21 protein-coding genes are annotated in these 25,472 nt (G+C 46.8%); 18 read left to right on the top strand and 3 right to left on the bottom strand.

Annotated elements, in window-relative coordinates; genetic code table 11:
• Window positions 1–76: 76 nt before the first annotated feature.
• Complete coding sequence (locus tag MKX74_RS18055) at window positions 77–1,162, bottom strand: hypothetical protein (RefSeq protein WP_341179329.1); 1,086 nt, start codon at window positions 1,160–1,162, stop codon at window positions 77–79.
• Between the two features lie 307 nt (window positions 1,163–1,469).
• Between MKX74_RS18055 and MKX74_RS18050 the strand changes: the two genes are divergently transcribed.
• The 9 genes from MKX74_RS18050 to MKX74_RS18010 all read left to right on the top strand — a co-directional run bounded on the left by MKX74_RS18050 (window position 1,470) and on the right by MKX74_RS18010 (window position 12,135).
• The gene (locus tag MKX74_RS18050; RefSeq protein WP_341179328.1) at window positions 1,470–2,117 is read left to right on the top strand and encodes an RsfA family transcriptional regulator; all 648 of its coding nucleotides are present in this window, start codon (window positions 1,470–1,472) and stop codon (window positions 2,115–2,117) included.
• A 323-nt stretch (window positions 2,118–2,440) separates the two neighbouring features.
• Entirely contained in the window at window positions 2,441–3,442 is a 1,002-nt protein-coding gene (locus MKX74_RS18045; protein ID WP_341179327.1) for a ketopantoate reductase family protein, read from the top strand.
• A gap of 5 nt (window positions 3,443–3,447) precedes the next feature.
• Entirely contained in the window at window positions 3,448–3,834 is a 387-nt protein-coding gene (locus MKX74_RS18040; protein WP_341180605.1) for a DUF3397 domain-containing protein, read from the top strand.
• A gap of 151 nt (window positions 3,835–3,985) precedes the next feature.
• Window positions 3,986–5,671: a peptide ABC transporter substrate-binding protein gene (locus tag MKX74_RS18035; RefSeq protein WP_028588773.1), complete on the top strand. Its 1,686-nt coding sequence runs from the start codon at window positions 3,986–3,988 to the stop codon at window positions 5,669–5,671.
• 198 nt (window positions 5,672–5,869) lie between these two features.
• On the top strand, window positions 5,870–6,802 hold the full coding sequence (locus MKX74_RS18030; RefSeq protein WP_028588774.1) for an ABC transporter permease: 933 nt from the start codon (window positions 5,870–5,872) through the stop codon (window positions 6,800–6,802).
• A 3-nt stretch (window positions 6,803–6,805) separates the two neighbouring features.
• On the top strand, window positions 6,806–7,756 hold the full coding sequence (locus tag MKX74_RS18025) for an ABC transporter permease (RefSeq protein ID WP_341179326.1): 951 nt from the start codon (window positions 6,806–6,808) through the stop codon (window positions 7,754–7,756).
• Window positions 7,757–8,052: 296 nt separating this feature from the next.
• Window positions 8,053–8,997 carry an ATP-binding cassette domain-containing protein gene (locus tag MKX74_RS18020; protein WP_033413321.1) on the top strand — a complete coding sequence of 315 codons (945 nt, stop codon included), beginning with the start codon at window positions 8,053–8,055 and terminating at the stop codon, window positions 8,995–8,997.
• A 188-nt stretch (window positions 8,998–9,185) separates the two neighbouring features.
• A complete protein-coding gene (gene bshC, locus MKX74_RS18015; protein ID WP_341179325.1) occupies window positions 9,186–10,817 on the top strand; it encodes a bacillithiol biosynthesis cysteine-adding enzyme BshC in 1,632 nt (543 codons plus the stop codon).
• A 52-nt stretch (window positions 10,818–10,869) separates the two neighbouring features.
• Window positions 10,870–12,135, top strand: a complete 1,266-nt coding sequence (locus MKX74_RS18010; RefSeq protein WP_018886772.1) for an adenosylhomocysteinase — start codon at window positions 10,870–10,872, stop codon at window positions 12,133–12,135.
• A 432-nt stretch (window positions 12,136–12,567) separates the two neighbouring features.
• Here MKX74_RS18010 and MKX74_RS18005 read toward each other — a convergent pair whose 3' ends face one another.
• On the bottom strand, window positions 12,568–13,002 hold the full coding sequence (locus MKX74_RS18005) for a hypothetical protein (RefSeq protein WP_341179324.1): 435 nt from the start codon (window positions 13,000–13,002) through the stop codon (window positions 12,568–12,570).
• A gap of 289 nt (window positions 13,003–13,291) precedes the next feature.
• A complete protein-coding gene (locus tag MKX74_RS28240; protein ID WP_445667324.1) occupies window positions 13,292–13,537 on the bottom strand; it encodes a papain-like cysteine protease family protein in 246 nt (81 codons plus the stop codon).
• Between the two features lie 340 nt (window positions 13,538–13,877).
• Here MKX74_RS28240 and mraZ point away from each other — a divergent pair, with 340 nt between their 5' ends.
• From mraZ to murD, 9 genes are all read left to right on the top strand, one after another.
• Window positions 13,878–14,315 (top strand): division/cell wall cluster transcriptional repressor MraZ, encoded by a 438-nt coding sequence (mraZ, locus tag MKX74_RS18000; RefSeq protein WP_018886773.1) that lies wholly within the window; start codon window positions 13,878–13,880, stop codon window positions 14,313–14,315.
• An 18-nt stretch (window positions 14,316–14,333) separates the two neighbouring features.
• Complete coding sequence (rsmH, locus tag MKX74_RS17995; protein ID WP_341179323.1) at window positions 14,334–15,284, top strand: 16S rRNA (cytosine(1402)-N(4))-methyltransferase RsmH; 951 nt, start codon at window positions 14,334–14,336, stop codon at window positions 15,282–15,284.
• Window positions 15,285–15,321: 37 nt separating this feature from the next.
• A complete protein-coding gene (locus tag MKX74_RS17990; RefSeq protein WP_341179322.1) occupies window positions 15,322–15,729 on the top strand; it encodes a hypothetical protein in 408 nt (135 codons plus the stop codon).
• A 24-nt stretch (window positions 15,730–15,753) separates the two neighbouring features.
• Window positions 15,754–18,051 (top strand): penicillin-binding transpeptidase domain-containing protein, encoded by a 2,298-nt coding sequence (locus tag MKX74_RS17985; protein ID WP_341179321.1) that lies wholly within the window; start codon window positions 15,754–15,756, stop codon window positions 18,049–18,051.
• Window positions 18,052–18,185: 134 nt separating this feature from the next.
• Window positions 18,186–20,153 (top strand): stage V sporulation protein D, encoded by a 1,968-nt coding sequence (locus tag MKX74_RS17980; RefSeq protein ID WP_341179320.1) that lies wholly within the window; start codon window positions 18,186–18,188, stop codon window positions 20,151–20,153.
• Window positions 20,154–20,155: 2 nt separating this feature from the next.
• Window positions 20,156–21,643, top strand: coding sequence for a UDP-N-acetylmuramoyl-L-alanyl-D-glutamate--2,6-diaminopimelate ligase (locus MKX74_RS17975; RefSeq protein ID WP_341179319.1), 1,488 nt, complete (start codon window positions 20,156–20,158; stop codon window positions 21,641–21,643).
• Window positions 21,643–23,043, top strand: coding sequence for a UDP-N-acetylmuramoyl-tripeptide--D-alanyl-D-alanine ligase (locus MKX74_RS17970; protein WP_341180604.1), 1,401 nt, complete (start codon window positions 21,643–21,645; stop codon window positions 23,041–23,043). Before MKX74_RS17975 ends, MKX74_RS17970 begins: the two co-directional genes overlap by 1 nt.
• Window positions 23,044–23,064: 21 nt before the next feature.
• The gene (gene mraY, locus MKX74_RS17965; RefSeq protein WP_018886780.1) at window positions 23,065–24,033 is read left to right on the top strand and encodes a phospho-N-acetylmuramoyl-pentapeptide-transferase; all 969 of its coding nucleotides are present in this window, start codon (window positions 23,065–23,067) and stop codon (window positions 24,031–24,033) included.
• Window positions 24,034–24,036: 3 nt separating this feature from the next.
• Window positions 24,037–25,458: a UDP-N-acetylmuramoyl-L-alanine--D-glutamate ligase gene (gene murD, locus MKX74_RS17960; RefSeq protein ID WP_341179318.1), complete on the top strand. Its 1,422-nt coding sequence runs from the start codon at window positions 24,037–24,039 to the stop codon at window positions 25,456–25,458.
• Window positions 25,459–25,472: the final 14 nt, after the last annotated feature.

Genomic DNA, 25,472 nt, shown 5'->3' with positions numbered 1-25,472 from the left:
AAGGTTTTTCCTTATAGCTTTTTCCGAATTTAAATGAAGATTTACGGATCAGAACTCAAAAAGCTTAATGAACAACCTACAAGCTAAGCTCGAGGGTGACCTCCATAGTTCCGGGTATAATCCGAACATCGGTTGCTTTAACATAAGAGATTAGTTGCTGCGGATAAAATCCGAGATCGAATTCCTCGCCAAGCGCCCTTCGAGTTGACTCCGGTAACTCCAATCCGTTAAAGACCAAGCGTTCAACATGAAAAACTATTGCATTCTGTGTGTTATTTTCTACTGAATAGTAGCCAGCGATCAGCAGGTTCATGGAGCCGCTTTTCCCCTGTACCGTGATTTGATCCTGACCGAATGTGAAGCCAAATTGCCGGAACAAGCTGCTTTTGGATTTGAGAAACTGGTTAAAGGCTTGCTCCTGCAAGGTTATATGATATGTTCTGCCGTTGGTGGAAATGGCGCCAGGCTGACTTTGGATAAATGCTGGAAGGTCCTGCATGGCACTGGCAAGAGCCCGAAAGTGACGCTTAACCTCATAGAGCCCGATATTTTCCCAATAAGCTGTCATTTCCTCGGCTAACAGCCTGATATTTTCAGGATCTGAGCTATTCGCGATCTGAGCAGACACCTGATCCTTGAGTCTGGATAGTCGTTCTCGTTGTTCCAGTAGTCTACTTTTTACATTTACTAATTCTGCAACGGTCCTAGCGGTATTCTGTTCTGTCCGGCGCAAAGCTTGATAATCGGATTGGTAGGCCGCTAGCACCTCTTGATCACGACTCATGATCAGATCGTAATAATCGTATAACGTTAGTAGCTGGTGTAGGTTCTCAGCTTCAAGAAGAGCCTGAAGCAACTGATCCCGATCACCCATATAATAAGCACGCACCACTTGAGAGGCGCGCTCCTGCTGTAACTGAATTTGCTCCTGTTGAGATGCTAGTTGCACACTGAGCCGGGATTGCTGCTGGATTAATTGCTCCTGTTCACTGCTAATCCGCTCGATCTCGTGATCCATTTCAACGATCGAGAGACTGTCCTCCAGAATTCGCCTCGTCTCCTCACTCGTAGGAGCAGCGTCTACGGGTGTGCCCCAAAGAACATAGACCAGTAATGCCATAGCTACCAGTCTGATTCCCTTCACATAATAAGTAGTAGTCAATGCTCTTCTCCTTTAAATGATGGCTTGTATGTATGTATATGAATGTAGCCCAGAATATAGCCTTCATCCATTGTAAAACATAAGTCGTGCGCTTGAAACCATGAACTTTTCGCATGAAAGGACCAAAATTGAAAATGAACGTATGGCGCATGCTCATTTTGGAAATACATTTTAGTATCAAATAGATTCTATGAACTCTACGAGAGGCATAGGAATGAAATGAGCAGCTTTTATACCTCATTCACATACCGGGACGGTACCGGTTCATGAAGATGGTTATTTATGATGTTGTTAGGAGGGCATTGGCATGACAGCAGTTAGACAAGATGCATGGAGTGCAGAGGACGATCTTATTTTGGCTGAAGTCACTCTGCGCCATATTCGCGAAGGCGGGACACAGTTGGCCGCTTTTGAGGAAGTAGGGCAGAGGATTGCCAGAACATCTGCAGCCTGCGGCTTCCGCTGGAACAGCTGTGTTCGCAAGAGATATGAGGAAGCTATCAGTAATGCTAAGGCACAGCGCCAGAAAAGAAGCTATCTCAGAAAGCAGAGCTCTGTAGTTGTATCCCAGATAGCCTCCTATGACGGATTGGTGGAGGATAGCAAGTACAAGCTGGATTCGATGAATGAAGACACGCTTTCTATGGATGCAGTTCTGCGATTTTTGCGTCAGTGGAAAGGAAACTATCAGGAATCGGTGCGACAAGTGAAGGTGCTTGAGAAGGAGCTACGGGATAAGGAAGAAGAGTTAGGCGAACTGCGCCGGGTAAATGACCGTTTATCCAAAGAGGTCAGCGAAGTGCAGACGGATTATAGAGTCGTTAACGATGATTACAAAGCGTTAATCCAGATCATGGATCGTGCTCGTAAGCTTGCATTTCTCAGTGAAGAAGAGGAAGAGCTGAAATCTCGCTTCAAAATGGATGCTAATGGCAATCTGGAGCGAATCGAGTAGTGAGTATAGGAATTTAAGGTAAGATAGAGCTGTCGGCTTGCATATACTATGCGAGCAGATGGCTCTTTTTTAGCTGAAAAATAGCTGAAGCGTGTGTGTATCTTCTTATATTACGCTATAGTATACATTGTTAGTGTGGTCAATCTGAAGTGATTTGAGTGTAGACCTTTTTCCCTGGACTACGATTATGTTGTATAGTAAGAAGAATAACATGTCATCCACTCAGGAACACGATTGTGCTAAATACACGAATAGCATATGCCATTGAGACTGGGTTTGGGGCGTATCATTCGTTAAATTTATTATAGACATGGAGGAATCCAATGCAGATTCAAATTATCGGTGGTGGTGCATTGGGACTACTACTCACGGGTAGACTAGTAGGTGCAGGGAATGAAGTTACCTTGTGGGTGCGCACCTTGGAGCAGGCTCATGCACTAGAAACAAAGGGTGTTACTGTAATTGAGCAGGATGGAAGGCAGAACTGTTATGCTGGAGATAGAATGATAGTCCGTCCTATGCAAGACTGGAACAGGACTCATGGCAATGCGCATGGTCAGGTCAGCCCAACTCCAATAGTTGTTTTGCTGGCTACCAAGCAAGGAGCAGTAGAAAATATAGCTGCGAGCATGAATAAGGCTGTTAATAATCTACATATTATATGCTTTCAAAATGGTGTTGGACATATCGAGAAAATTGCAAGCTTACTTCCCTGGGCTAGAGTTCGACCAGCCGTGACTACGGAAGGGGCCAAAAGATTAGATGCAACTACAGTAGTCCACGCAGGTTCGGGGGAGACAGAGATTGGAAATGATGTAGCTAGGGGCGAAGCTGAAGAGGCTTCAAGCTTGCTACAGCATGCTGACCAGGTAGATGAATTAGATCAAGCACTAATCGCCTTATTCAATGAGGCAGGATTTTCCTCGCACATGTCGAATGAAATCGATACAGCCATCTACCGCAAGCTATTGTTCAACTCCATCATTAACCCACTTACAGCTATTTGGAGAATTACGAATGGTGAGCTCCTGCAATCTGAACGACGAATCAGGCTTATGAAAGAGCTATATAATGAAGCAATTATTATCTATCAAGCAAATGGAATTGCAACTAGCTCAAATTGGTGGGAGGAACTGCTCAGTGTATGCCGTGCTACAGCAGCGAATCAATCCTCTATGCTGGCTGATGTACTTCATGAACGGCAGACAGAGATTATGGCCATTAACGGCGGGCTTGTACATCTTGCAGCCAAGGCTGGAATAGCAGCACCTTCGCATCGTATGCTCCTTGAGCTGATAGCGGGAATACAAATCGAAGAGAGGTGACGCCAATGGACTTCTTGCACAATACCTTCATTGTATTGAGTTTGCTTCCTTTTTTTCCTTTTCTGATCGTGTATTTCACAGTGTATACCCTCAAAAAAGATAAAAAACAAGCACTACTTACTGCGTTTGACATCACCACTGTCTTCCTGGTCGTATCTGTAGCGGCACTATTCAATAATATTTTCAATTCATCATTTGGCTTTTACTTAATCCTGCTGCTGCTAATAATTATGATGGGATTCATTGGCGGTGCTCAGAACCGCCTTAAAGGTGAGGTGAATTGGACAAGATTATTCAGAGCCGTGTGGAGAATAACATTTATTGGAACAAGCATATGTTACGCTCTATTTACTATTATTGGACTTTTTAGATACATATTCAATATGATGTGAACATAAATGACATAAGATGTGCCGGATTACATAAAAAAGTCGCATTTTTTTGAAAAAATCCTCGAAATTAAGGGATCAAATGTAGATTTTTTTGACCGGTGGTTGTATAATCTATAAACATATACCACATTCACTTAGGGGGAAAAGCTAGATGAAAAGGAAAAGTACGTTAGTCCTTTTGACACTGATCCTGGCTCTGGGTTCGCTGCTTGCAGCTTGCTCGTCCAACAACGGGAACAGTGCACAAAGTCCTGAAGGCAACACATCTCCATCTGAACCGGTAGCTGCAGCTGACCAGGTATTGCGCATTAACCTGAGTGCAGAACCACCAACTTTTGACCCGGCTCAAGCACAAGATAGCCAAACAAACACAGTGCTGAAGACGATGTATGAAGGTCTGGTAAGAATCGGTGCAGACGGTAAAGAACAACCAGGTACAGCTGAGTCTTGGGAAATTTCCCCTGATGGTCTGACTTACACGTTCAAGCTTCGTCAAGATGCTAAATGGAGCAATGGTGATCCTGTAACTGCTAATGATTTCGTATTTGCTTGGCAGCGTGTGCTTGATCCAAGTACAGCTCCTGCTCCTCCTTATGCTTATCAGTTGTACTACCTCAAGAATGCTGAATCGTACAACCTGAAACAAGGCGTTACTGATTTCGCAGATGTGGGTGTTAAAGCAATCGATGAGCACACACTCGAAGTAACTTTGGAAAATCCAACTCCTTACTTCTTGGGTCTGACTGCTTTCTACACATACTACCCAGTTCACAAATCCGTTGAGGGTAACGAGCAATGGGCAGTTAACAAAGATAGCATGATTGTAAATGGACCTTTCACTCTGACTGAGTGGACTAAAGGCCAAAAGATCGAAGTTACTAAAAACGAAAACTACTGGAACAAAGATGACATCAAGCTGAGCAAAATTTCTATGTCTCTTGTTAACAGTGGTGCTACTGAACTTGCTTCCTACAGAAGTGGTCAGCTTGACTACACTGGACATCCTAACGGTGAGATCCCTACGGATCAAATTCCAGGCGTGAAGCAAGAGCTTCCTAACGAGTTCAAAATCACGGGTATCGCAAGTACCTACTATTATATGTTCAACGTAACTGAAAAACCGTTTGACAATGTTAAGATCCGTAAAGCATTCGCGATGGCAATCGAAAGACAGCCTATCGTTGACAATGTAACTCAAGGTGGACAATTGCCTGCATTTGGATTCGTACCTCCAGGTATCAAGGGTGCATCCGATGAGTTCCGTAAAGAGCATGCAGACAGCGGCTACTTCACTGAGAACGTAGAAGAAGCTAAGAAATTGCTTGAAGAAGGTATGAAGGAAGAAGGCTACACTACTCTTCCAGAAATCACATTGCTGTACAACTCCAGTGAAGCGCACCAAAAAATCGCTTTGGCTGTAGCTGACATGTGGAAACGTAACCTTGGTGTTGATGTGAAGACACAAAACCAAGAGTGGGGCGTATTCCTTGAAAACCGTAAGCAACTGAACTATCAAGTTGCACGTGCTGGATGGTCTGCTGACTATAACGATCCAATCAACTTCCTGGATATGTGGACAACAGGCAACGGAAATAACGATTCCGGTTATGCCAACCCAGAATATGATGCACTGATCAAAGCTACACGTAGTGAAACTGATCAAGCGAAACGTATGGAAGAATTTGCAAAAGCAGAAAAACTTCTGATTCAAGATGATGTAGTTGTAGCTCCGATCTATTACTACACTAACGTTTCTTTGACCAAGCCTAACGTAAAAGGAATCGCACTTGATTTCAGTGGAGCTATTGACTTTACTAGAGCTTACCTGACTCAATAATAACAAATGAAGTGCTTCTGAAGTTGGATAGACGCTTCGGGATATATGTGTGGTTACTCCATATATATCCCGATTTTTTTGTGTGCCTTATTTATATCCAGTTTCTTGTAACCTTGAAAACAAATAGGATTAGACAACCTAATTCTGTTTCGATAAAATTGTACTTATGACTAAAAAATAGGGAGGTGCAGACGGGCAATGCTACGTTATTTAACGAACAAGTTCTTATTCATGCTGTTGTCTTTGTTTATTCTGATTTCGGCTACGTTTTTTCTGATGAAAGCCATTCCGGGCAACCCATTTCTGAGCGAAAAAGCAACGTCTCCCGAAATTCAGGCTCGCCTGATGCAGCAGTATGGTTTAGATAAGCCTGTCTATGAACAGTATTTTAAATACCTGGGTGATATCGCAACTGGTGATTTTGGAATCTCGATGAAGAAGCTGAATCAAAATGTTGGAGATATTATTAGCCAGACGTTCCAGGTATCACTGAAGCTCGGGCTTGTAGCGATTGTGGTGGCTGTCATTCTGGGTATTGCACTCGGTATGCTTGCAGCACTCTACCATCGTAAATTGATTGATAATCTCGCGATGTTCCTCGCCGTATTAGGGATCGCTGTTCCAAGCTTTGTGCTTGCATCACTGATCCAGTATTTCTTCGGACTGAAGCTCGGCTGGTTCAATGTTATGGGCTTTGAAGGTCCACTGGACTATGTCCTGCCAGTAGCTGCCTTGACGGCACAGCCGATTGCGTTTATCGCTCGTTTGACACGTTCCAGTATGCTTGAGGTTCTGCATGCAGAATACATCAAGACGGCTAAGGCCAAAGGTCTGAATGCCATTACAATCATGTTCAGACACGTGATTCGTAATGCGATCATGCCTGTAGTTACCTACGTTGGACCTATGACAGCAAATATTATTACAGGTTCTATCGTTATTGAAAGAATTTTTGGAATCGGCGGAATTGGTAAGGTTCTGGTTGAGAGTATTACAACTCGGGACTACACTATGATCATGGGTGTTACCATCTTCTACGGTGCCATACTGATGTTGGCTCGCTTTATTACGGATATCGCTTATGCATTAATCGATCCCCGTATCAAGCTAACCAGCAGGAAGGAGGGCTAAGCTTTGTCAGCAACTGAACATGAACTAAACGTGAACAAGCAAGGGCTGAAGCCAGATGACTTCCGCCAGGTTGGAGCGAATCAGCACGATTCAGAGGTTATCAAGCGCGAAAGTCTTTCGGCTTGGCGTGATGCATGGGAGCGTCTGCAGCAGAACAAGGTAGCCATGACAAGCCTTGTTATTCTTGCCTTGATTGTCCTGACTTCCATCGTAGGTCCATGGATTTCACCTCACGATTTCTATTCGAATGATCTGTTGAATACGAATAAGCCGCCTTCAGCTGAGCATTGGTTCGGTACGGATGATCTGGGACGTGACGTGTTCGTTCGTACATGGATGGGCGCTCGTATTTCCCTGATTATTGGTGCTGCGGCTGCTATGATTGACTTGCTGATCGGTATTATTTACGGCGGTATTATGGGTTACTTTGGTGGACGTGTGGATGAGTTCATGAACAAGTTCTCTGAGATCATCTATTCCATTCCTTATCTGCTCGTAACAATTCTGTTGCTGGTCGTGATGGAGCCAAGTGTAATCACCATTATTGTCGCATTATGTGTGACGGGATGGATTAACATGTCCTGGATTGTGCGTGGCGAAATGATGCAATTGAAGAACCGCGAGTTCGTGCTTGCTTCCCGTTCCATGGGTGCTGGTGCAGACCGTCTGATCTTCCGTCATTTGCTGCCGAATGCTGTAGGGCCGATCATCGTTACTCTGACATTGACGGTTCCACAAGCGATCTTCGCAGAGGCGTTCCTGAGCTTCCTGGGACTAGGTGTACAAGCCCCACAAGCATCGCTTGGCTCCATGATCGAATCTGCGTTGACTGGATGGATGTACTTCCCATGGCGTATGCTCTTCCCGGCTACTCTGATTGCACTGATTATGCTGTGCTTCAATATGTTTGGTGATGGTCTGCGTGATGCGCTTGATCCTAAGCTTAAGCGTTAAGAAATAGAGTGGCGGCACTATACTGCCAAGTGGTATGATCTCTTCACGAGATATACCTGTATATTTCAAGAGGTCAGCTGTTGATCCTCATTTAATCTTATATCCCAGTATGTCTGTGTCCGAAGCTGGTAGCACATCGGTCAATCTGGATCGTTGATCGGAGTGCTTCAGCTGCTAAGGGCCGCTATTCGGGGATTTTTGAGCATATCAAGTCAGACATAACCCGTAAGATCCAGGCACTTATTTGTACGAGGGATTTGACTGAATTTGCATCCAATGGCGACAGGGGGGACCGTATCGTGAGCAAAAATTTAATCGAAGTAAGTGGATTGAAGAAGCATTTTAACGTCGGTAAGGGTCGGGTGCTGAAAGCCGTAGATGACCTGAATTTCTACATTCGTGAAGGCGAGACACTGGGCATGGTTGGAGAATCTGGATGCGGTAAGTCCACTGCTGGCCGTACCATTCTGCGTTTGTATGAACCAACGGCTGGAAGTGTTTCCTTCAATGGAACAGACATCTATAAGCTGTCACCTGGTAAAATGAAAGCGATGCGTCGTGACATGCAAATGATCTTCCAGGATCCTTATGCATCATTGAACCCACGCTTCACAGTATCCGATATTATTGGCGAAGCGCTTGATATTCACCATATGGCTGGTTCGCGCGCAGAACGCAAGAAGCGTATTGAGGAGTTGCTGGACCTTGTAGGTCTGAACCCGGATCACGCTTCCCGTTACCCGCATGAATTCTCCGGTGGACAGCGCCAGCGGATCGGGATTGCACGTGCCTTGGCCGTGAATCCAAAGTTCATTATTTGTGATGAGCCGATCTCCGCACTGGACGTATCGATCCAAGCTCAGGTTGTTAACCTGCTGAAGGAGCTTCAGGAGCGCCTTGGACTGACATACCTGTTCATAGCGCATGACTTGTCCATGGTTAAGCATATCAGTGACCGTGTAGCGGTTATGTATATGGGTAAGATGGTCGAACTGGCTGACAGTGAAGAGCTCTACTCCAATCCTGTCCATCCGTACACGAAGATGCTGCTATCCGCTATTCCTCTTCCAGACCCGGACGTTGAAGCGAACAAGAAGCGTATCTTCATGCCGGAAGACGGTATTGAATCGGGAGATGACAATGATGATCCATTGGCTGGGAAGAAAAAGGTGTTCAACCTTGAGAACTCTAAGCTGGTGGAAGTATCCAAAGGTCATTTTGTGGCTGAGCCTTACGCTTGATTGACGCCCTACAGGGCTGGGATCAGAAGCTTGAGAAATTAATTAGCTCTATATAAGATATCCAGCTGCTTTGCGCGGCTGGGTATCTTTTTTTCATAAATAAAAAATCTGTTCATCATTTCTTTTGACGTAGGGCAGTTGTATTGGGTACAATCAAATAGGTTAGCTGCAGAATAGGAGGCCTACTCATGAATATCGTTCCTGAGGCGCTTCGTGCAGGCTCGATCCTGGCTGAAGATTACGCACGAGGAACCGTTAAGGCAATGGAGTTGTATACATACGACATACGTCAAACGGATACCTATGCACTTCGAGCGAAGCGTCTGGATGCTACTACTGAGCTGCGCATGAACCGTGAAGAGGTTGTGCGCTGTCTAGAATTATATAATACTCGTCACAATGCACATGAAGCTGTTAAGGCGTCTTTAGACCGCCTTAAGCGGCCAGAGACACTGGTCATCGTAGGAGGCCAGCAGAGCGGACTTTTATCCGGTCAGTTGCTAGTTATTTACAAAGCTATCACGATTATCAAAGCAGCAAAAGAAGCAGAAGCGAAGCTCGGACGCCCTGTGGTGCCTGTATTCTGGATTGCAGGTGAGGATCACGACTGGGATGAGGTTAACCAGACCTACGTTATGTCGGGAACCTCATCACCGCTTAAGCTGGCGCTTTCTGCCCAGCCGTCTGGCCGTAGTCAGGTGAGCGAAGTGGAAATTGCCAGTGAGGAGTGGGCGCAGCTTCTACGTGATCTGGAGCAGAATTTACCGGATTCTGAGCATAAGGGTCAGCTACTGGAGAACCTCCAGGGCCTATTGTATGCATCAGCTACATTAAGCGAAGCTTTTGCCAAGATTCTGGGGATGCTGTTTGGTCCATATGGACTCATTCTGCTCGATTCGGCAGATCCAGAGCTGAGACGGCTGGAGCAGACCATGTTCGAACGTATAATTCAGAAGAATGAAGCGCTGAATCAGGCCTATCAACAGGCTGAACAACAGGTTATCGAGCGTGGCTACTCTCCACAAGCCGATGTAGTAGATGGAGGGGTGAACCTCTTTTACATTCATGAAGGAGAAAGACTATTACTGTTTAGGCAACGGGATCAGTTCATGGATCGTCGTGGTCAAGTGGTGTTCAGTCAGGAGGAGTTGCTTCAGCAGCTTCGACTTCATCCCGAACGATTCAGCAACAATGTCCTCACACGGCCATTAATGCAGGATTACTTGCTTCCAGTGCTAGGAACTGTGCTTGGCAATGGTGAAATCTCTTATTGGGCGTTGACACGCCGAGCCTTTGAGGTCATGGGTATGGAAATGCCACCGTTGCTTCCACGCATGTCCTACACACTTGTGGAGCCAGTCGTGCACAAGCATATGACCAGGTACGATGTTACCTTCGGAGATGTATTGTATGGGCTGGATCAGAAGAAGCAGCAATGGCTGTCTGCTCAGGATGATTACGGAATGGAGGAAGAGTTCGGACGCGTACGTAGTCAATTCCGTGAATTATATGAGCCCTTGCTTGAGCGGGCCACAACCATCGAGAAAGGTCTTGCGCGAGTGGGCGCAACGAACCAGTCCAAAATTGAAGAGCAACTGTCGTACTTGGAGTCAAAAGTGAAAGAAGCCTTGGAGCGCAAGCATGAGACAGCATTGAACCAGTGGAATCTGATGGGTGCATCGCTATTTCCGCTGGAGCGTCCACAGGAGCGAGTGTATAATATACTTCTGTATATGAACCGTTACGGGAATCAGTTGCTTGAACAGCTTATGGATATTGAGCTGGACTGGGAACATCTTCACCGAGTGGTGTATTTGTAAGGGAACATCCTTGCTGAGCGAGGATGTCCATATTTTCAAAGGAGGCAGTACTATGACATCGGCATCTCTCCAGAATAGCATCATCACAGATATTTCACTTGCGGGTGAAGGTCATTTGAAAATTGATTGGGTAGAAGCCCATATGCCAGTGCTCAATCGGATTCGTAAGCAATTTGAAGCTGAGCAGCCGTTCGCTGGCTTAAAGGTAACGATCTGTCTTCATCTTGAAGCGAAGACGGCCTATCTTGCCAAAGTGGTGCAGGCCGGCGGTGCTGAAGTAACGATTACCGGAAGTAACCCACTATCTACACAGGATGATGTATGTGCAGCCTTGGTGGAGGACGGAGTTACAGTATTCGCCAAATACAATCCTGATCCGTCAGAATTCAAGGCGCTGCAGATCAAGGCTTTGGAGACCAAGCCGGACCTGATTATTGATGATGGCGGGGACCTCGTGACTTTGCTGGAATCCGAACGTCCAGATTTGGCTGCTACCATTCGTGGTGGAGCTGAAGAGACTACGACAGGTATTATCCGCCTCAAGGCGCTTGCTAAGGAAGGTAATTTGAAGTTCCCGATGGTGGCCGTCAATGACGCCTATTGTAAATATTTGTTCGACAACCGGTATGGTACCGGGCAATCTGCATTTGATGGCATTATCCGTACTACCAACTTAGTCATTGCTGGCAAGACGGTAGTCGTTGTGGGCTACGGCTGGTGCGGTAAGGGAGTAGCGATGCGTGCCAAGGGGCTTGGAGCCAATGTAATCGTGACGGAAGTAGATGCGATCAAGGCTGTAGAGGCGCATATGGACGGCTTCCATGTCATGCCGATGGTAGAGGCTGCGAAGCAGGGTGACTTCTTCATTACGGTTACTGGGAATAAAGCAGTTATCTCTGGAGAGCATTTTGATGTCATGAAGGATGGGGCTGTACTGAGCAATGCAGGGCACTTCGATGTAGAGGTGAGCAAGCCAGCAATGCTGGAGCGTTCAAGCTCTGTACGGACGGTGCGCCGTAATATCGAGGAGTATACCTTCAAGGACGGACGCAAAATGTATCTGATTGCCGAAGGTCGCTTGGTCAACCTGGCTGCTGCTGACGGACATCCTGCTGAGATTATGGATACAACCTTTGCACTGCAAGCACTTGGTCTGAAGTATGTGAACGATCACTATAACGAGTTGCAAGCAACAGTCGTGAATGTGCCTTATGAGATTGATGAGCAGGTGGCACGCTTCAAGCTGGAGAGCCTGGGCATCGGCATTGATACGCTCAGCGAAGAGCAGATCAAATATCTGGATAGCTGGAACGCGTAATTTGGAGTAAACAGTATTATAAATAAAGCGACGATATCAGATGGACATGGAGTCCTTTGATATCGTCGCTTTATTTATGTGTGCTTAGCTTTTTCTCTTTTTAAAACCAATGATGATGATCGGTACTAAAGCAAATATACCAATAACGAACAATTTAGCCGGAGTAGAGGGAGTGGTTGTCACAGGCTCATTAAAATCAAATGAAGCGGATCCCATAATGATTGCACCATCCTTAGTTGTTGGGCTAGATCGCTCTGACTTGATTTGTTTAATTTTCTGGTCGAACAAGGATTTTGTAATGGTCTTGTTGGAGTTAAGGTTGCTGATATTAAGTTTATCCGTAGTACTTAGGTTTATAGCTCGTTCTTGATCTCCCCCCTCAATCAGTAAGGCATGGAGGCCGTATCGTATGTCATCAATGAGCTTTAGCTGTTAATCAGGGTGAAGATTCGTCTCAACCGCCGTAATTGCGCTTTCAGGATATACAAAAGTGCTAATGCTCGATACCTTCCACTGTCCTGAATCATTATTACTATAAATGGTTCCAGTATCTTGCTCGTTAACACGAATTGAAAATACATAACCGCTAAAATTAGTATCACTGTTATATACATCATCAGAAATCGTATAGAAGGCTCTTCCGTCGCTTAATTTGGCTTCAGTAAAATCTTCGTTTTCAGTTAAACCATAGTCTTCTTTCACGGCATTTAGAGAATCTAGGTAATTTGCTCTAAAATCTGCTTCGATTTCTTTCCTAATTTGAGGCCCGGGAATTTCTTCATCAGCATGGGCTAAGGAATCCGTATCAAAGTTAAATAAAAATATACTCAACACAATACATAGTGTATAAATAAATTTTCTTTTCAATATGTTACCCTCCTTAAAATATGCTTTACGCAAAATGATAACTCTTGTTTTACAATTATAAATTATTTACTTCACATAAACGGTGCTCAAGGTGTTTCGCCAATCCCAAGCACTATTGCTTACAAATTCATTGTAATTTTTAATATATCCTGTCCCGTCAGCGGGATCGATGTAATAAACATTTCGAACTGATTTATTTGTGTCTTGATAGTAGACCTTTATTAAAAGAGCATGTCCATTACCATCCGTCCAAGCGATGGCAGCACTAAGGTTCATGTTTTTATCAATGTTACTTATAATTTCGCAAAATGATATTAAGAATGGTTGTTGATCTTATATTCCAGTTAGATAAGGCATTCTTCATATCGATTACAGTGCCTGTCTTATTAACTGCTGAACCATAGATCTTTGTAACAATTTGTGATTGAGTTGCATTCGCGCCCAGATAGTTTGCCAGCATGCTTGTAACAGCAGCCCAACACCAATAGCTTTTTTGCTGAACCTGTCCTGTTACTGAATTGTTCTTGTAATTAATGTAGTTTATTTACTTCTAGTGCCTTTGCCCAAAAAGAAAGCAATAAACATGGAAGAACAATTAAAAAACTTTTATTACGATTCATTTCATTCCCACCATTATCTGGATTTATTTGTAACTAACTTAACAATAACTTACGCGCGACGTCGAAGTAAGATGAATGGTGTAGAATTGGCAAAAAAATAATTATTTACCATTTATTATTTAAAATTATAAGTTTTTCTTTGTTTTTGGAGCTTGCGTAGATAAAGGGTTTTGATTTTTTTTAACGAATCTATTATGCTTAGGTGGTGGAAAGTGGGTCAAAGTGGGAGATTGGGGTAAGGAGTTGAGCTAAACGGTGTTTATGGGGGAGTTCCAACATAGCATGGATGACAAAGGACGCTTAACCGTCCCATCCAAATTCCGTGATGCTCTCGGAGCCTCATTTGTCGTTACCCGCGGTCTTGACCAATGCTTATTCGTATATCCCATGGAAGAGTGGGGCAATATGGAGCAGAAGCTAAAAGCACTGCCGATGATGAAAGCCGATGCACGCGCCTTCAGTCGCTTTTTTTTCTCGGGGGCAACCGAATGTGAACTGGATAAGCAAGGCCGGGTTCATTTGCCTGGAAATCTGCGCGAATATGCCAAGCTGGATAAGGATTGTGTGGTGCTTGGGGTATCCTCGCGCGTAGAGATATGGAGCAAGGAGACGTGGGAGCAGTATTTCAACGAGTCAGAGCATACTTTTAATGAGATTGCCGAGAAACTGGTTGATTTTAACTTTGAATTATAATGTCTGGAGGTCTAACGCTTGTTTCACCATATTACCGTACTCAAGGAAGAAGCGACGGATGCTCTGCAGATTAAGCAGGACGGGATTTACGTGGATTGTACACTAGGTGGGGCAGGGCATAGCTCTGTTATTGTGTCCCAGCTAGGTCCACAGGGAAGACTTATAGCCTTCGATCAGGATGACTGGGCACATGAAAATGCACAGCACAAGCTTGCGGAGTATATGGACAGAGTCACCTTGGTTAAGTCCAACTTCCGACATCTGCAAGAGGAGTTAGCGCGCTTGGATGTGCCAATGCTGAATGGGATTCCCCAGGTAGACGGCATTTTGATGGATCTTGGAGTCTCATCACCTCAGTTTGATGAAGGCGATCGAGGCTTCAGCTATAATCACGATGCTCCGCTGGATATGCGAATGGATCAGGATGGTCCTCTTACCGCGAGAGACATCGTGAACGAATGGAGCGAGCAGGAGATTGCGCGCATTTTGTATCAATACGGTGAAGAGAAATTCTCCAGAAGAATTGCGAAAGGGATTGTGGAGTATCGTGTGCATACCCCTATCGAGACAACCGGTCAACTGGTTGAATTGATCAAGGAAGGAATTCCTGCTGCTGCCAGACGAACGGGCGGCCATCCCGCGAAGCGAAGCTTTCAGGCTTTGCGGATCGCTGTCAATGATGAGCTCGGGGCACTAGAGGATGTGCTTCATCAGTCTGTCAATTGTCTGGCACCTGGTGGACGTATATCTGTGATTACCTTCCATTCGCTTGAGGACCGGATTTGCAAGCAGATTTTTGCAAGTTATCTGGAGAAGTGCACATGCCCGCCGGATTTCCCAATGTGTGTATGTGGTCGCAAGGGAATCTTGAAGCTGGTCAATCGCAAGCCGCTGGTGGCTGGCGAGGAGGAGTTGAAGTTGAACCCTCGTTCTCGTTCTGCGAAGCTACGTGCGGCGGAGAAACTGTGATTTTGAAGAAAATATGATTAAGATAAGGAGCGATTGGATGGCTTATACGCGCGGAAATCTTGCTGTCAAGCAAAAAGAAGAGCAGCAGCGATCGAGTCAGCAGCGCTACCGGGAGACGACGAAGGTTGTAACCCGGCGGCGTGAGCTACCGATTCGGGAGAAGCTGTTGTATTTGACGACGATTGTGGTCTGTGTAGTGGTTGCCGGATTTTTAATTGGGCGCTATGCACAGATGTATCAACTTAATACGTCGATTCATAGGGCAGATGTAGCAATCAGTACATTGAATACATCCATAGCCGAGCTTCAGGTGGAGAAGGAGAAGCTTGAGAATCAGGTTTTGCCAAAGGCAAAAGAACTGGGTTACATAGAGCCAACGCAGCTGCCCATTCGTGTGAAGCAAAATGTGACACCAAGCGTATCTACTGAGAGCAATAGTAAATAGCAGCGGATAGAAAGGTTGAATGTCATGTTGAAAAGAGTAAAGCTACGCTCCCTGCTAATTCTGGGTTGTGTAACCTTCTTTTTTCTCGTGCTGGTGTTTCGCGTGTTCTGGATTCAGGTGGTAAATGGAGAGGAATGGCAGGACCAGGTTCAGACCATGATCCAGAAAGATCAGGTAATTAAGGCCAGCAGGGGAACAATTACTGACCGTAACAATGACGTCCTGGCTACCGATGCTCCCGCATATACCGTTGTAGTGAATCCGAAGATCATTCAGGAATACAATCTGGAGGATGAAGTCGTAGCTCGTCTCCATACGTTACTGAACAAGCCGGAGTCCGAAATCGAACAGCATGTGCGCAACAAGAAAGAGGATGGGGAGTATCGTGAATATCGTGAGCTACGGCAGGAGGGCTGGAAGATTGAGCCAGCCCTTGCACGCAAGATTGACGAATTCAATGAAGAGTTGAAGCAGAAACACAAAGTGCTTAACGCCGTGTTTACGGTGAAGGAGACCAAGCGTTTCTACCCACAGAACAACTTGGCTGCCCATGTGCTGGGGTATGTGAACAAGGAGGGAAATGCTGTAACTGGCCTTGAGGCCTATTACGATAATGAGCTGAAGGGGATAGACGGCAAGCTCCTCTACGAGCGGGATCGCAAAGGAGTTAGCCTTCCGAACTCGGAGCAGGTCTATGAGCCAGCTGTCAATGGTAAAAAGTTAAGGCTGACAATCGACGACAAGATTCAATATTATATTGAAGAGGCAATGGAGGAGGCTTTTGCCAAATACAACCCGATCAGTATGACGGTGATTGCAGCAGATCCAAAGACGATGGAGATTCTAGGCATGGCCAATCTGCCAACCTATGATCCCAATACGTATGGTGAGACCAAGGATCAGAAGAATTTTATTAATCATGCTCTTCAGTCGATCTATGAGCCGGGATCAACCTTCAAAATTGTAACGCTTGCCGGTGCAGTGGAGGAGAAAATGTTCAACCCGAATGCTCATTTTGTCTCCCAGAGAACCGTAATAGGTGGCTTCCGTATCAGTGATAACGGTCGATACTATGGAGACATGTCATATCTGGCTGGGGTTAAACGTTCAAGTAACATAGCCTTTGTCAATCTGGGCTTCCGTATGCTTGGTCGGGAGAAGCTCCGCCATTATATTGATGAATTCGGTTTTGGTAGCAAGACAGGAATTGATCTTCCTGCTGAGGTGCCATCTCCAATCCGAGAGCTAGTCTATGATTCCGAAGTGGCTGCTGCTGCCTATGGTCATGGTCTTGTACAGGTAACGCCGATTCAGCAACTCGCAGCGATCTCAGCCATTGCTAATGGCGGTAAGCTCATGGAGCCGCACGTGGTCAAAGATATTATAGATACAGAGACTGGGGCAATACAAACCATTCAACCAAAGGTAATCCGTCAAGTCATCTCCGAGAAGTCCGCGAAGGATGTCAGCGGTTATCTGGAACAGGTAGTAGCTGACCGCGATATCGGTACTGGGCGCTACGCATACATAGATGGTTATCGTGTAGCGGGTAAGACAGGAACGGCGCGTAAGGTTGTTAACGGAAAATATGATGAGAACAAGGACGTAGTGTCATTTATCGGCTTTGCACCCGTAGATGATCCGAAGATAGCAGTGCTGGTCGTAATTGACGAACCGCGTGTAGCCAATGTTGGGGGCGGTACGGCAGCTGCTCCGATCTTCAAAGAAATTGTCTCTCAATCCCTGCAGTATATGGGCGTGCCTAAGACTGGTAGCAAGGGAGAAGGCGAGAAGAAGACGTCGAAAGCCTTCAAGCCCTTCAATGCTCCACAGCTAACAGGCAAGACGAGAAAAGATGCCCAAAATATGCTACTACAGCAAGGTGTAGCATATGAGACAGTCGGTAAGGGTTCTACCGTTGTCCGTCAATATCCAGCGCCTTCTGCACTAATGACTCCGGGCCAGCGGATGTATCTGCTTACAGAGGATAGCGGCAATATGGAGATTCCGGATTTGACAGGAGTGTCATTACGAGACAGCCTGGAGCTGCTGACCTTGATGAAGATTAGTGCGAAGATTGATGGAGAAGGCTATGTCATTCGTCAGAAAGAAGAGAAGCAGGGGGATAAGCGGGTGCTCTCGCTCTTGCTGCAGCCTGCAAAGGAGACGGTGACAGGCGTCGTTCCAGAGCTATCTGAAGATACGAATGGGGAGACAGACGGGAAGACGCAGGAAGAGGATACAGATGCACCTGGGGATTCAGCGGATAAATCCGGGGTTGAATTAGAATCAGAGGCATCTAGTACCACCTCTGCTCCTTAATAGCAGGTTCTTCAAGAGCAGGCTCTTCGGTGGTTTTATCTAGTAGGGACAAATGTTCTAAACCCGCTGAGATTCGAATAGTCATGATGTAGACAAGTCATGAGCTAATGGATCTCAAGCGGGGAGGGAACGGTGTGAAGGTCTCCAATGTTAGACTAAGAAAAAGATTGCTATGGACGCTGGCGGGGTTATTGATCCTGTTCGCGTCCTTGCTGATTCGACTTGCTTATGTTCAGTTGGGCATGGGAACGGAACTGGCAGCGAAGGCTGAAGATTCCTGGAGGCGCAATATTGTCTTTGCAGCCAAACGCGGCCAAATTGTAGACAGGCAGGGCACAGCTCTTACGTATAATATTACTTCGCCTACGGTTATCGCGATCCCAGTGCAGGTGAAGGACCCGGAGCAGACGGCGAAGAAGCTGGCTCCTATCCTGGAAATGAGCGAAGAGAGCGTATATAAGCTGATAACCAAGAGACAATCAAGCCAAAAACTACAGCCCGGTGGCCGGAAAATTACGATGGAGAAAGCTCAACAAATTCGTGATTTAAGGCTGCCGGGTATCGTTGTTACAGAGGACAACAAGCGCTTTTACCCATTCGGTGATCTAGCAGCCCACATTCTGGGCTTCACGGGTATTGACAATCAAGGCCTTACAGGCGTAGAGCAGCGCCATAATGAACGGCTACAGGGGATCGATGGTAGCATTGCCTATTTGTCTGATGCCGGCGGTCGACTGATGCCTGGTTCCTCGGAGAAATATATTCCGCCCAAGGAAGGGTTGAAGCTGCAGCTCACCATTGATAAGTCTGTTCAGTCGATCATGGAACGTGAGCTGGATCAGGCTATGGTGAAGTTTCAGGCTGCCTCAGCCCTGTCTATTGCGATGGACCCGAAGACAGGAGAGATTCTGGCGATGGCTAGCAGACCCGGATACGAGCCTTCTCTTTACAAGCAATATGAGCCGGAAGTGTACAATCGCAATCTGCCCATCTGGATGACTTATGAACCAGGCTCTACCTTCAAAATCATTACGCTGGCATCTGCACTGGAAGAAAAGAAAGTGAATTTGAAGAATGAGCACTTCTTCGATCCTGGGTATGTTGAGGTGGCAGGTGCACGGCTGCGATGCTGGAAGAAGGGTGGTCATGGTAGCCAGACGTTCATGCAGGTCGTCGAGAACTCCTGTAACCCTGGCTTTGTCGCTCTCGGTCAAAGGCTGGGTAAGGATACATTGTTTAAGTACATTCGTGACTTCGGATTTGGCAGCAAGACAGGCATTGATATGAGCGGTGAAAGTAACGGGATTCTCTTTAAGCCAGCTCAGGTAGGTCCGGTGGAGCTTGCTACTACCTCTTTTGGACAGGGGGTGTCTGTAACCCCAATCCAACAAATCACAGCTGTATCGGCAGCTATTAATGGTGGAAATCTCTATAAGCCGCACATTGCAAAGGCTTGGATCCATCCAGAGACCGGTGAGGTACTGGAGAGCATCGAGCCCGAACTGGTTCGCAAGGTCATATCGGAGGATACTTCTCGACAGGTACGGGAGGCTCTGGAGAGTGTAGTAGCCAAGGGAACAGGTCGGCCAGCTTTTATTGATGGATACCGTGTTGGCGGCAAGACGGGGACCGCGCAAAAGGTAGTCAATGGACGGTATTCTACTTCGGAGCATATCGTATCCTTTATAGGCTTCGCTCCAGCAGATGACCCGCAAATTGTAGTCTATACGGCTGTCGATAATCCGCTTGGCATTCAATTTGGTGGTGTTGTAGCCGCTCCAATTGTGCAAAATATTCTTGAGGATGCTCTGCACGTAATGAAGGTTCCACAACGGGAGCAGCAAATACCAAAGCAATACAAATACGGCGAGACGCCAATGGATACAGTACCGAATCTGGTTGGAGCTTCCGTTCAGGACCTCTATGAGGAGCTGAACATGAACTTCATGCTCGTCAAATCAGGCTCTGGGAATACCGTCATCAGCCAATCCCCGAAAGCGGGCTCAAGAGTCGAGCGAGGCTCGACCATTCGCATCTATATGGGGCAACATGCTGATGAGCATTCTGGCGACTCTGGTGACGAATCTGGAAAGGAAGATTGATTATGCAGTTACAATTTCTGGCCTCAGCTATAGCAACAGCCCGCATTATTGGTGAAGGAAATGTCGAGTGTCATGGCGTACAGGCAGACTCACGCCTCGTTCAGCCAGGAGATCTCTTCCTATGCCTTCCTGGCTTCACGGTAGATGGGCATGATTATGCGGCACAGGCCGTTAGTAAGGGAGCATCAGCGTTAGTTGTCGAGCGTGAACTGGATATCGAGGTTCCGCAACTGCTAGTCAAAGATGCTCGCCTTGCGATGGCGATCCTGTCGAACCAATTATTTGCATCACCCAGTCGTCAGTTGAATATGATTGGCATTACAGGTACTAATGGCAAGACGACAACCTCTTACCTAATTGAGAAAATACTACAAGACTCTGGAGTGCCTACCGGACTGATTGGCACCATCCAGATGCGTTACAATGGCAAGACTGTACCGATGTCTGGAACAACACCAGAAGCGGTGGATCTTCAAAAGAAGCTGCGGTTAATGGTAGACGAGGGAGTGAAGTCCTGTGTTATGGAAGTGTCCTCCCACGCGCTTGAGCAAGGCAGAGTCAAGGGGACGGACTTCCGAACAGCTATTTTCACCAATCTTACACAGGATCATTTGGACTATCACCATACAATGGAGCAGTACCGTGATGCGAAGGCGCTTTTGTTTTCCAGATTGGGGAATGCCTACAGTGAAGATCCGAATAGTCGAAAGTATGCTGTCCTAAATGCAGACGATCCAGCTTCTGAATATTTTAGCAAGGCTACTGCTGCAGAAGTAATTACATACGGATTGGAACAAGGCGCTGATATCAGAGCATCACAAATTGCGATCACCGCCAAGGGAACTTCTTTTCATGTAAGCACATTTAGGGGAGAAGCAGACATACAACTGCGGATGGTTGGGAAATTCAACGTGTATAATGCCCTTGCGGCGATTGCAGCAACCCTGCTGGAAGGTGTTCCATTGGAGCAAATTCGCAAAAGTCTTGAATCTGTTCCCGGGGTTGATGGCAGGGTAGAGGCAGTAGAAGCCGGGCAATCGTTTGCAGTCATTGTTGATTATGCACACACGCCAGACGGTCTGGAGAATGTCTTGCGCTCCGTCAAGGAATTCGCCAAGGGACGGATTGTATGTGTATTCGGCTGTGGTGGGGATCGGGATCGCACCAAGCGTCCATTAATGGGTGGAATCGCTGCACGCTACAGTGATCACATATTTGTTACCTCGGATAACCCTCGCACCGAAGAGCCTGCGGCCATACTCAAAGATATTGAGCAGGGGCTGTTGGAAGCTGGGATTTCCCGGGAAATCTACGATATGATTGAAGATCGCAGAGAAGCTATATTTAAAGCTATTGAAATGGCAAGCCCGGAAGATGTAGTATTGATTGCGGGAAAAGGTCATGAAACGTATCAGATCATTGGTAAGACATCTTTTGATTTTGATGATCGCATCGTGGCCAAAGAAGCGATAAGGGGCAAACTGAAGTGATAATTCGAACTATAAAAGAAGTTGCCGACATGTGCGGCGGCACAGTCGTAGAGGGCTGTGCAGCGGACGCTGTGGTCCGCGGTGTATTCACCGATTCACGTACACCGGTAGAGGGAGCGCTGTTCGTTCCTCTTCAAGGAGAGAATTTTGACGGGCATACCTTCGGAGAGCAGTGCTTACAGGCTGGTGCAGCTGCCTTACTGTGGCAAAAGGGTCATCCCAATATGCCGACAGGTCCGGTCATACTGGTAGACGATACGCTTAAGGCGCTGCAGCAGTTGGCATCTGCGTATTTGAAGAGTACTCCGGTTGCAGTCGTGGGAATCACCGGAAGCAATGGGAAGACGACGACGAAGGATATGATAGAGGCGCTGCTGTCTACGAAGTACAAGGTTCATAAGACACAGGGGAATCTGAACAATCATATAGGCCTTCCGCTTACTATTCTGCAAATGCCGGAAGATACGGACATCGCTATTCTTGAAATGGGTATGAGTGGTCGTGGAGAGATCCGTCTCCTATCTGAGCTTGCCCAGCCGGATGTGGCAGTGATTACGAATATCGGTGAGGCACATCTGCTGCAGTTAGGCTCCCGGGAGGAGATTGCAAGAGCCAAGCTGGAGATTATAGCTGGATTGAAGCCAGGCGGTCTGCTTGTTATGGATGGAGATGAGCCGTTGCTTCCACAGGTGCTGAAGGAGGCTAATACGGAGCAACCAGAGAACCTTCAATTGTATACGTTTGGTCGCTCTGAGAATAATGATGACTATCCGACAGCAATTACGACTCAGGAGCGGGGAATTCTCTTTACTGCACATTCTATGGGGCAAGAAAAATTACAGCTTCCGTTACTTGGTCATCATAATGTTTTGAATACTTTGGCAGCAATCGGAGTTGCCAGACACTTTACTCTAGGGCTGCCCGAGATTCGTCAGGGATTATCTTCTTTGAAATTAACCGGCATGCGTATTGAAATACTTACAAGTGATACGGGCCTGATGGTGCTGAATGATGCTTATAACGCTAGTCCTTCCTCCATGAAGGCGGCGATTGATACCCTGGCAGGCTATACAAGACAAGGCCGCAAGATTGCGGTATTAGGCGATATGCTGGAGCTGGGACCGCAAGAAGAGGATTATCATGCACAGCTTGGACGGTATGCTGCTGATGCCGGAGTTGCGAAGCTTTTCGCGTACGGACGCTTAGGTGCATTCATCGCGCAAGGGGCGCTGGAAATGATGGCCACGGCAGATGTAGCAGCCTATACCGACAAGGACGTATTGATTAATCATTTGCTGCAGGAGCTACAGCCAGAGGATATTGTACTGGTAAAGGCCTCACGTGGCATGAAATTAGAGATCGTTGTGAATGCATTGATCAACGCTCCGCTACAGAACTAAGGAGAAGAAAGGGGGACTACCATGGATATTCAATTGTTGCTACTTACGATCGGCGTATCATTTATACTGGCGGTGATCGCCGCCCCCCTGCTGATCCCGCTCCTGCGGCGGATGAAGTTCGGACAGCAGATACGTGATGATGGACCACAGAGTCATCTGAAGAAGACGGGAACGCCGACAATGGGGGGCGTAGTGATTCTGCTGGCTTTTACACTTACATTTCTCAAATTCTCAAGTGTGAAAAACACGGATTTCTATGTATTGCTTATCGCTACACTTGGCTTTGGGCTGATTGGTTTTCTGGATGACTATATTAAAATCGTGTTCAAACGGTCCCTTGGCCTGACACCACGTCAGAAGCTATTTGGACAGCTGTTCTTTGCAGGACTGATGTGCTGGCTACTAATTCAAAATGGTCATAGTACGGCTATTGCTGTTCCAGGCACTGAATGGTCCTTTGACTGGGGAGCATGGTTCTACTATCCATTCATTGTCCTCATGATGCTTGCAATCAGCAATGCAGTTAACTTTACAGATGGTCTGGACGGGCTGCTGTCAGGCACGAGTGCCATCGCCTTTGGTGCCTATGCGGTGATTGCTATTCAAGCCACATCTTTGCCTGCGGCCATCTGTGCTGCTGCGATGATCGGTGCCGTGCTCGGCTTCTTGGTCTATAATGCGCACCCGGCTAAGGTATTTATGGGAGATACGGGATCGCTCGGGATCGGCGGGGCGATTGGCGCTATAGCCATTGTTACCAAGAGTGAGCTGCTGTTCCTGATTATTGGCGGTATATTCGTGATCGAGATGCTGTCGGTAGTCATTCAGGTAGTGTCCTTCAAGACACGAGGCAAGCGCGTGTTCAAAATGAGCCCGATACACCATCACTTTGAATTATCAGGCTGGTCTGAATGGCGTGTAGTCATGACCTTCTGGGCGGTTGGTATTGTACTTGCAGGAATTGGACTCTATATCAGCAAGGGGTTGTAATTAATGAATCATCCACATACCTATCAAGACCAGCAGGTCGTTGTGCTTGGACTGGCCAAAAGTGGCGTGCAAGTAGCCAAAGCCTTGCATCGCGCCGGTGCGATTGTAACTGCAAATGACATGAAAGAGAGAGAACAGTGTCCCGAAGCCTCGGAATTAGAGGCTTTGGGAATTTCCGTTTTATGCGGAGGACATCCCGAGGGATTGATTAACTCTGACATTCAGCTGGTGGTCAAGAATCCAGGCATTCCTTATACAGCTCCGCCTGTACAGCAGGCTTTGGAGCTCGGTATTGAACTGGTAACGGAGGTTGAGGTGGCATACCATCTTACCAAGGCTCCGATTATTGGCATTACAGGCTCTAATGGGAAGACTACAACTACCACATGGGTAGGTAAGCTACTGGAGGCTTCTGGTCTAAAGCCTGTAGTTGCTGGCAATATCGGGACGCCGATGTGTGAGATTGCGGAAGAGGTTACTTCAGATCAATGGATTGTTGCTGAGCTTAGCAGCTTCCAGTTGAAGGGTACTACAGACTTCAGGCCAACTATAGCCTGCCTCTTGAACGTTGCAGAGACGCATCTGGATTACCACGGCAGCATGGAGGACTATGTTACCTCCAAGGCAAGATTGTTCCAGAACCAGCGTGACACGGATACAGCTGTCCTGAACTGGGATGATCCGGTATGTCGAGAGTTGATTACGCATGTGCGTGGCAAGCTGTTGCCTTTCTCACGGTCCGAGCAATTGCAGGAGGGGGTATTCGTGAGCCCGCCTTATGTTGACGGTGCTGAGGGTGATCTGGAGCGCAAGGTAGTGTATCGCGACTCTACAGGACAAGAGCATAACATTATTAAGGTTAGCGAGCTTGGCATTCCAGGGGTGTTCAATGTTGAGAACGCTCTTGCTGCATGTGCTATTGCCATCGCGGCTGGTGCGAGGCTAGAGGCTCTCAGTGAGCCTTTGGCAAGCTTCCGCGGAGTGGAGCATCGTCTGGAATTCGTAGCCGAGAAGAACGGTGCAGTCTATTATAATAACTCCAAAGCTACAAATAGCAAAGCTACACTCATGTCTCTCACATCCTTCAACCAGCCAGTTGTACTCGTTGCTGGGGGGCTTGACCGCGGCTCCGATTATATGGAGCTCCTACCCGCCTTGCAGGAAGGCGTAAAAGGGGTCGTACTATTGGGAGAGACCAGAGAAAAGCTGGCTTCTGTCGCGAAGCTAGCAGGCATAGAACGTATAGAGATCGTCGATAATGGGGAGGATGCCGCGTCTGTCCTTGTGACGGCTGTGAACCGAGCTGCCAGTCTGGCTACTGAAGGCGATGTCGTATTGCTGTCGCCAGCCTGTGCAAGCTGGGATATGTTCAAGTCGTATGAAGAGCGGGGACGAATTTTTAAAGAGGCGGTGCATAAATTGTAAGTAGGGGGGTGGAT

Origin of the sequence: Paenibacillus sp. FSL K6-1230 (assembly GCF_038002385.1) — a bacterium.
In the GTDB taxonomy this organism is placed as follows: Bacteria; Bacillota; Bacilli; order Paenibacillales; family Paenibacillaceae; genus Paenibacillus; species Paenibacillus massiliensis.
Note: the sequence above shows the minus strand (reverse complement) of the source record. Positions and strands in the feature narration are given on the sequence as shown.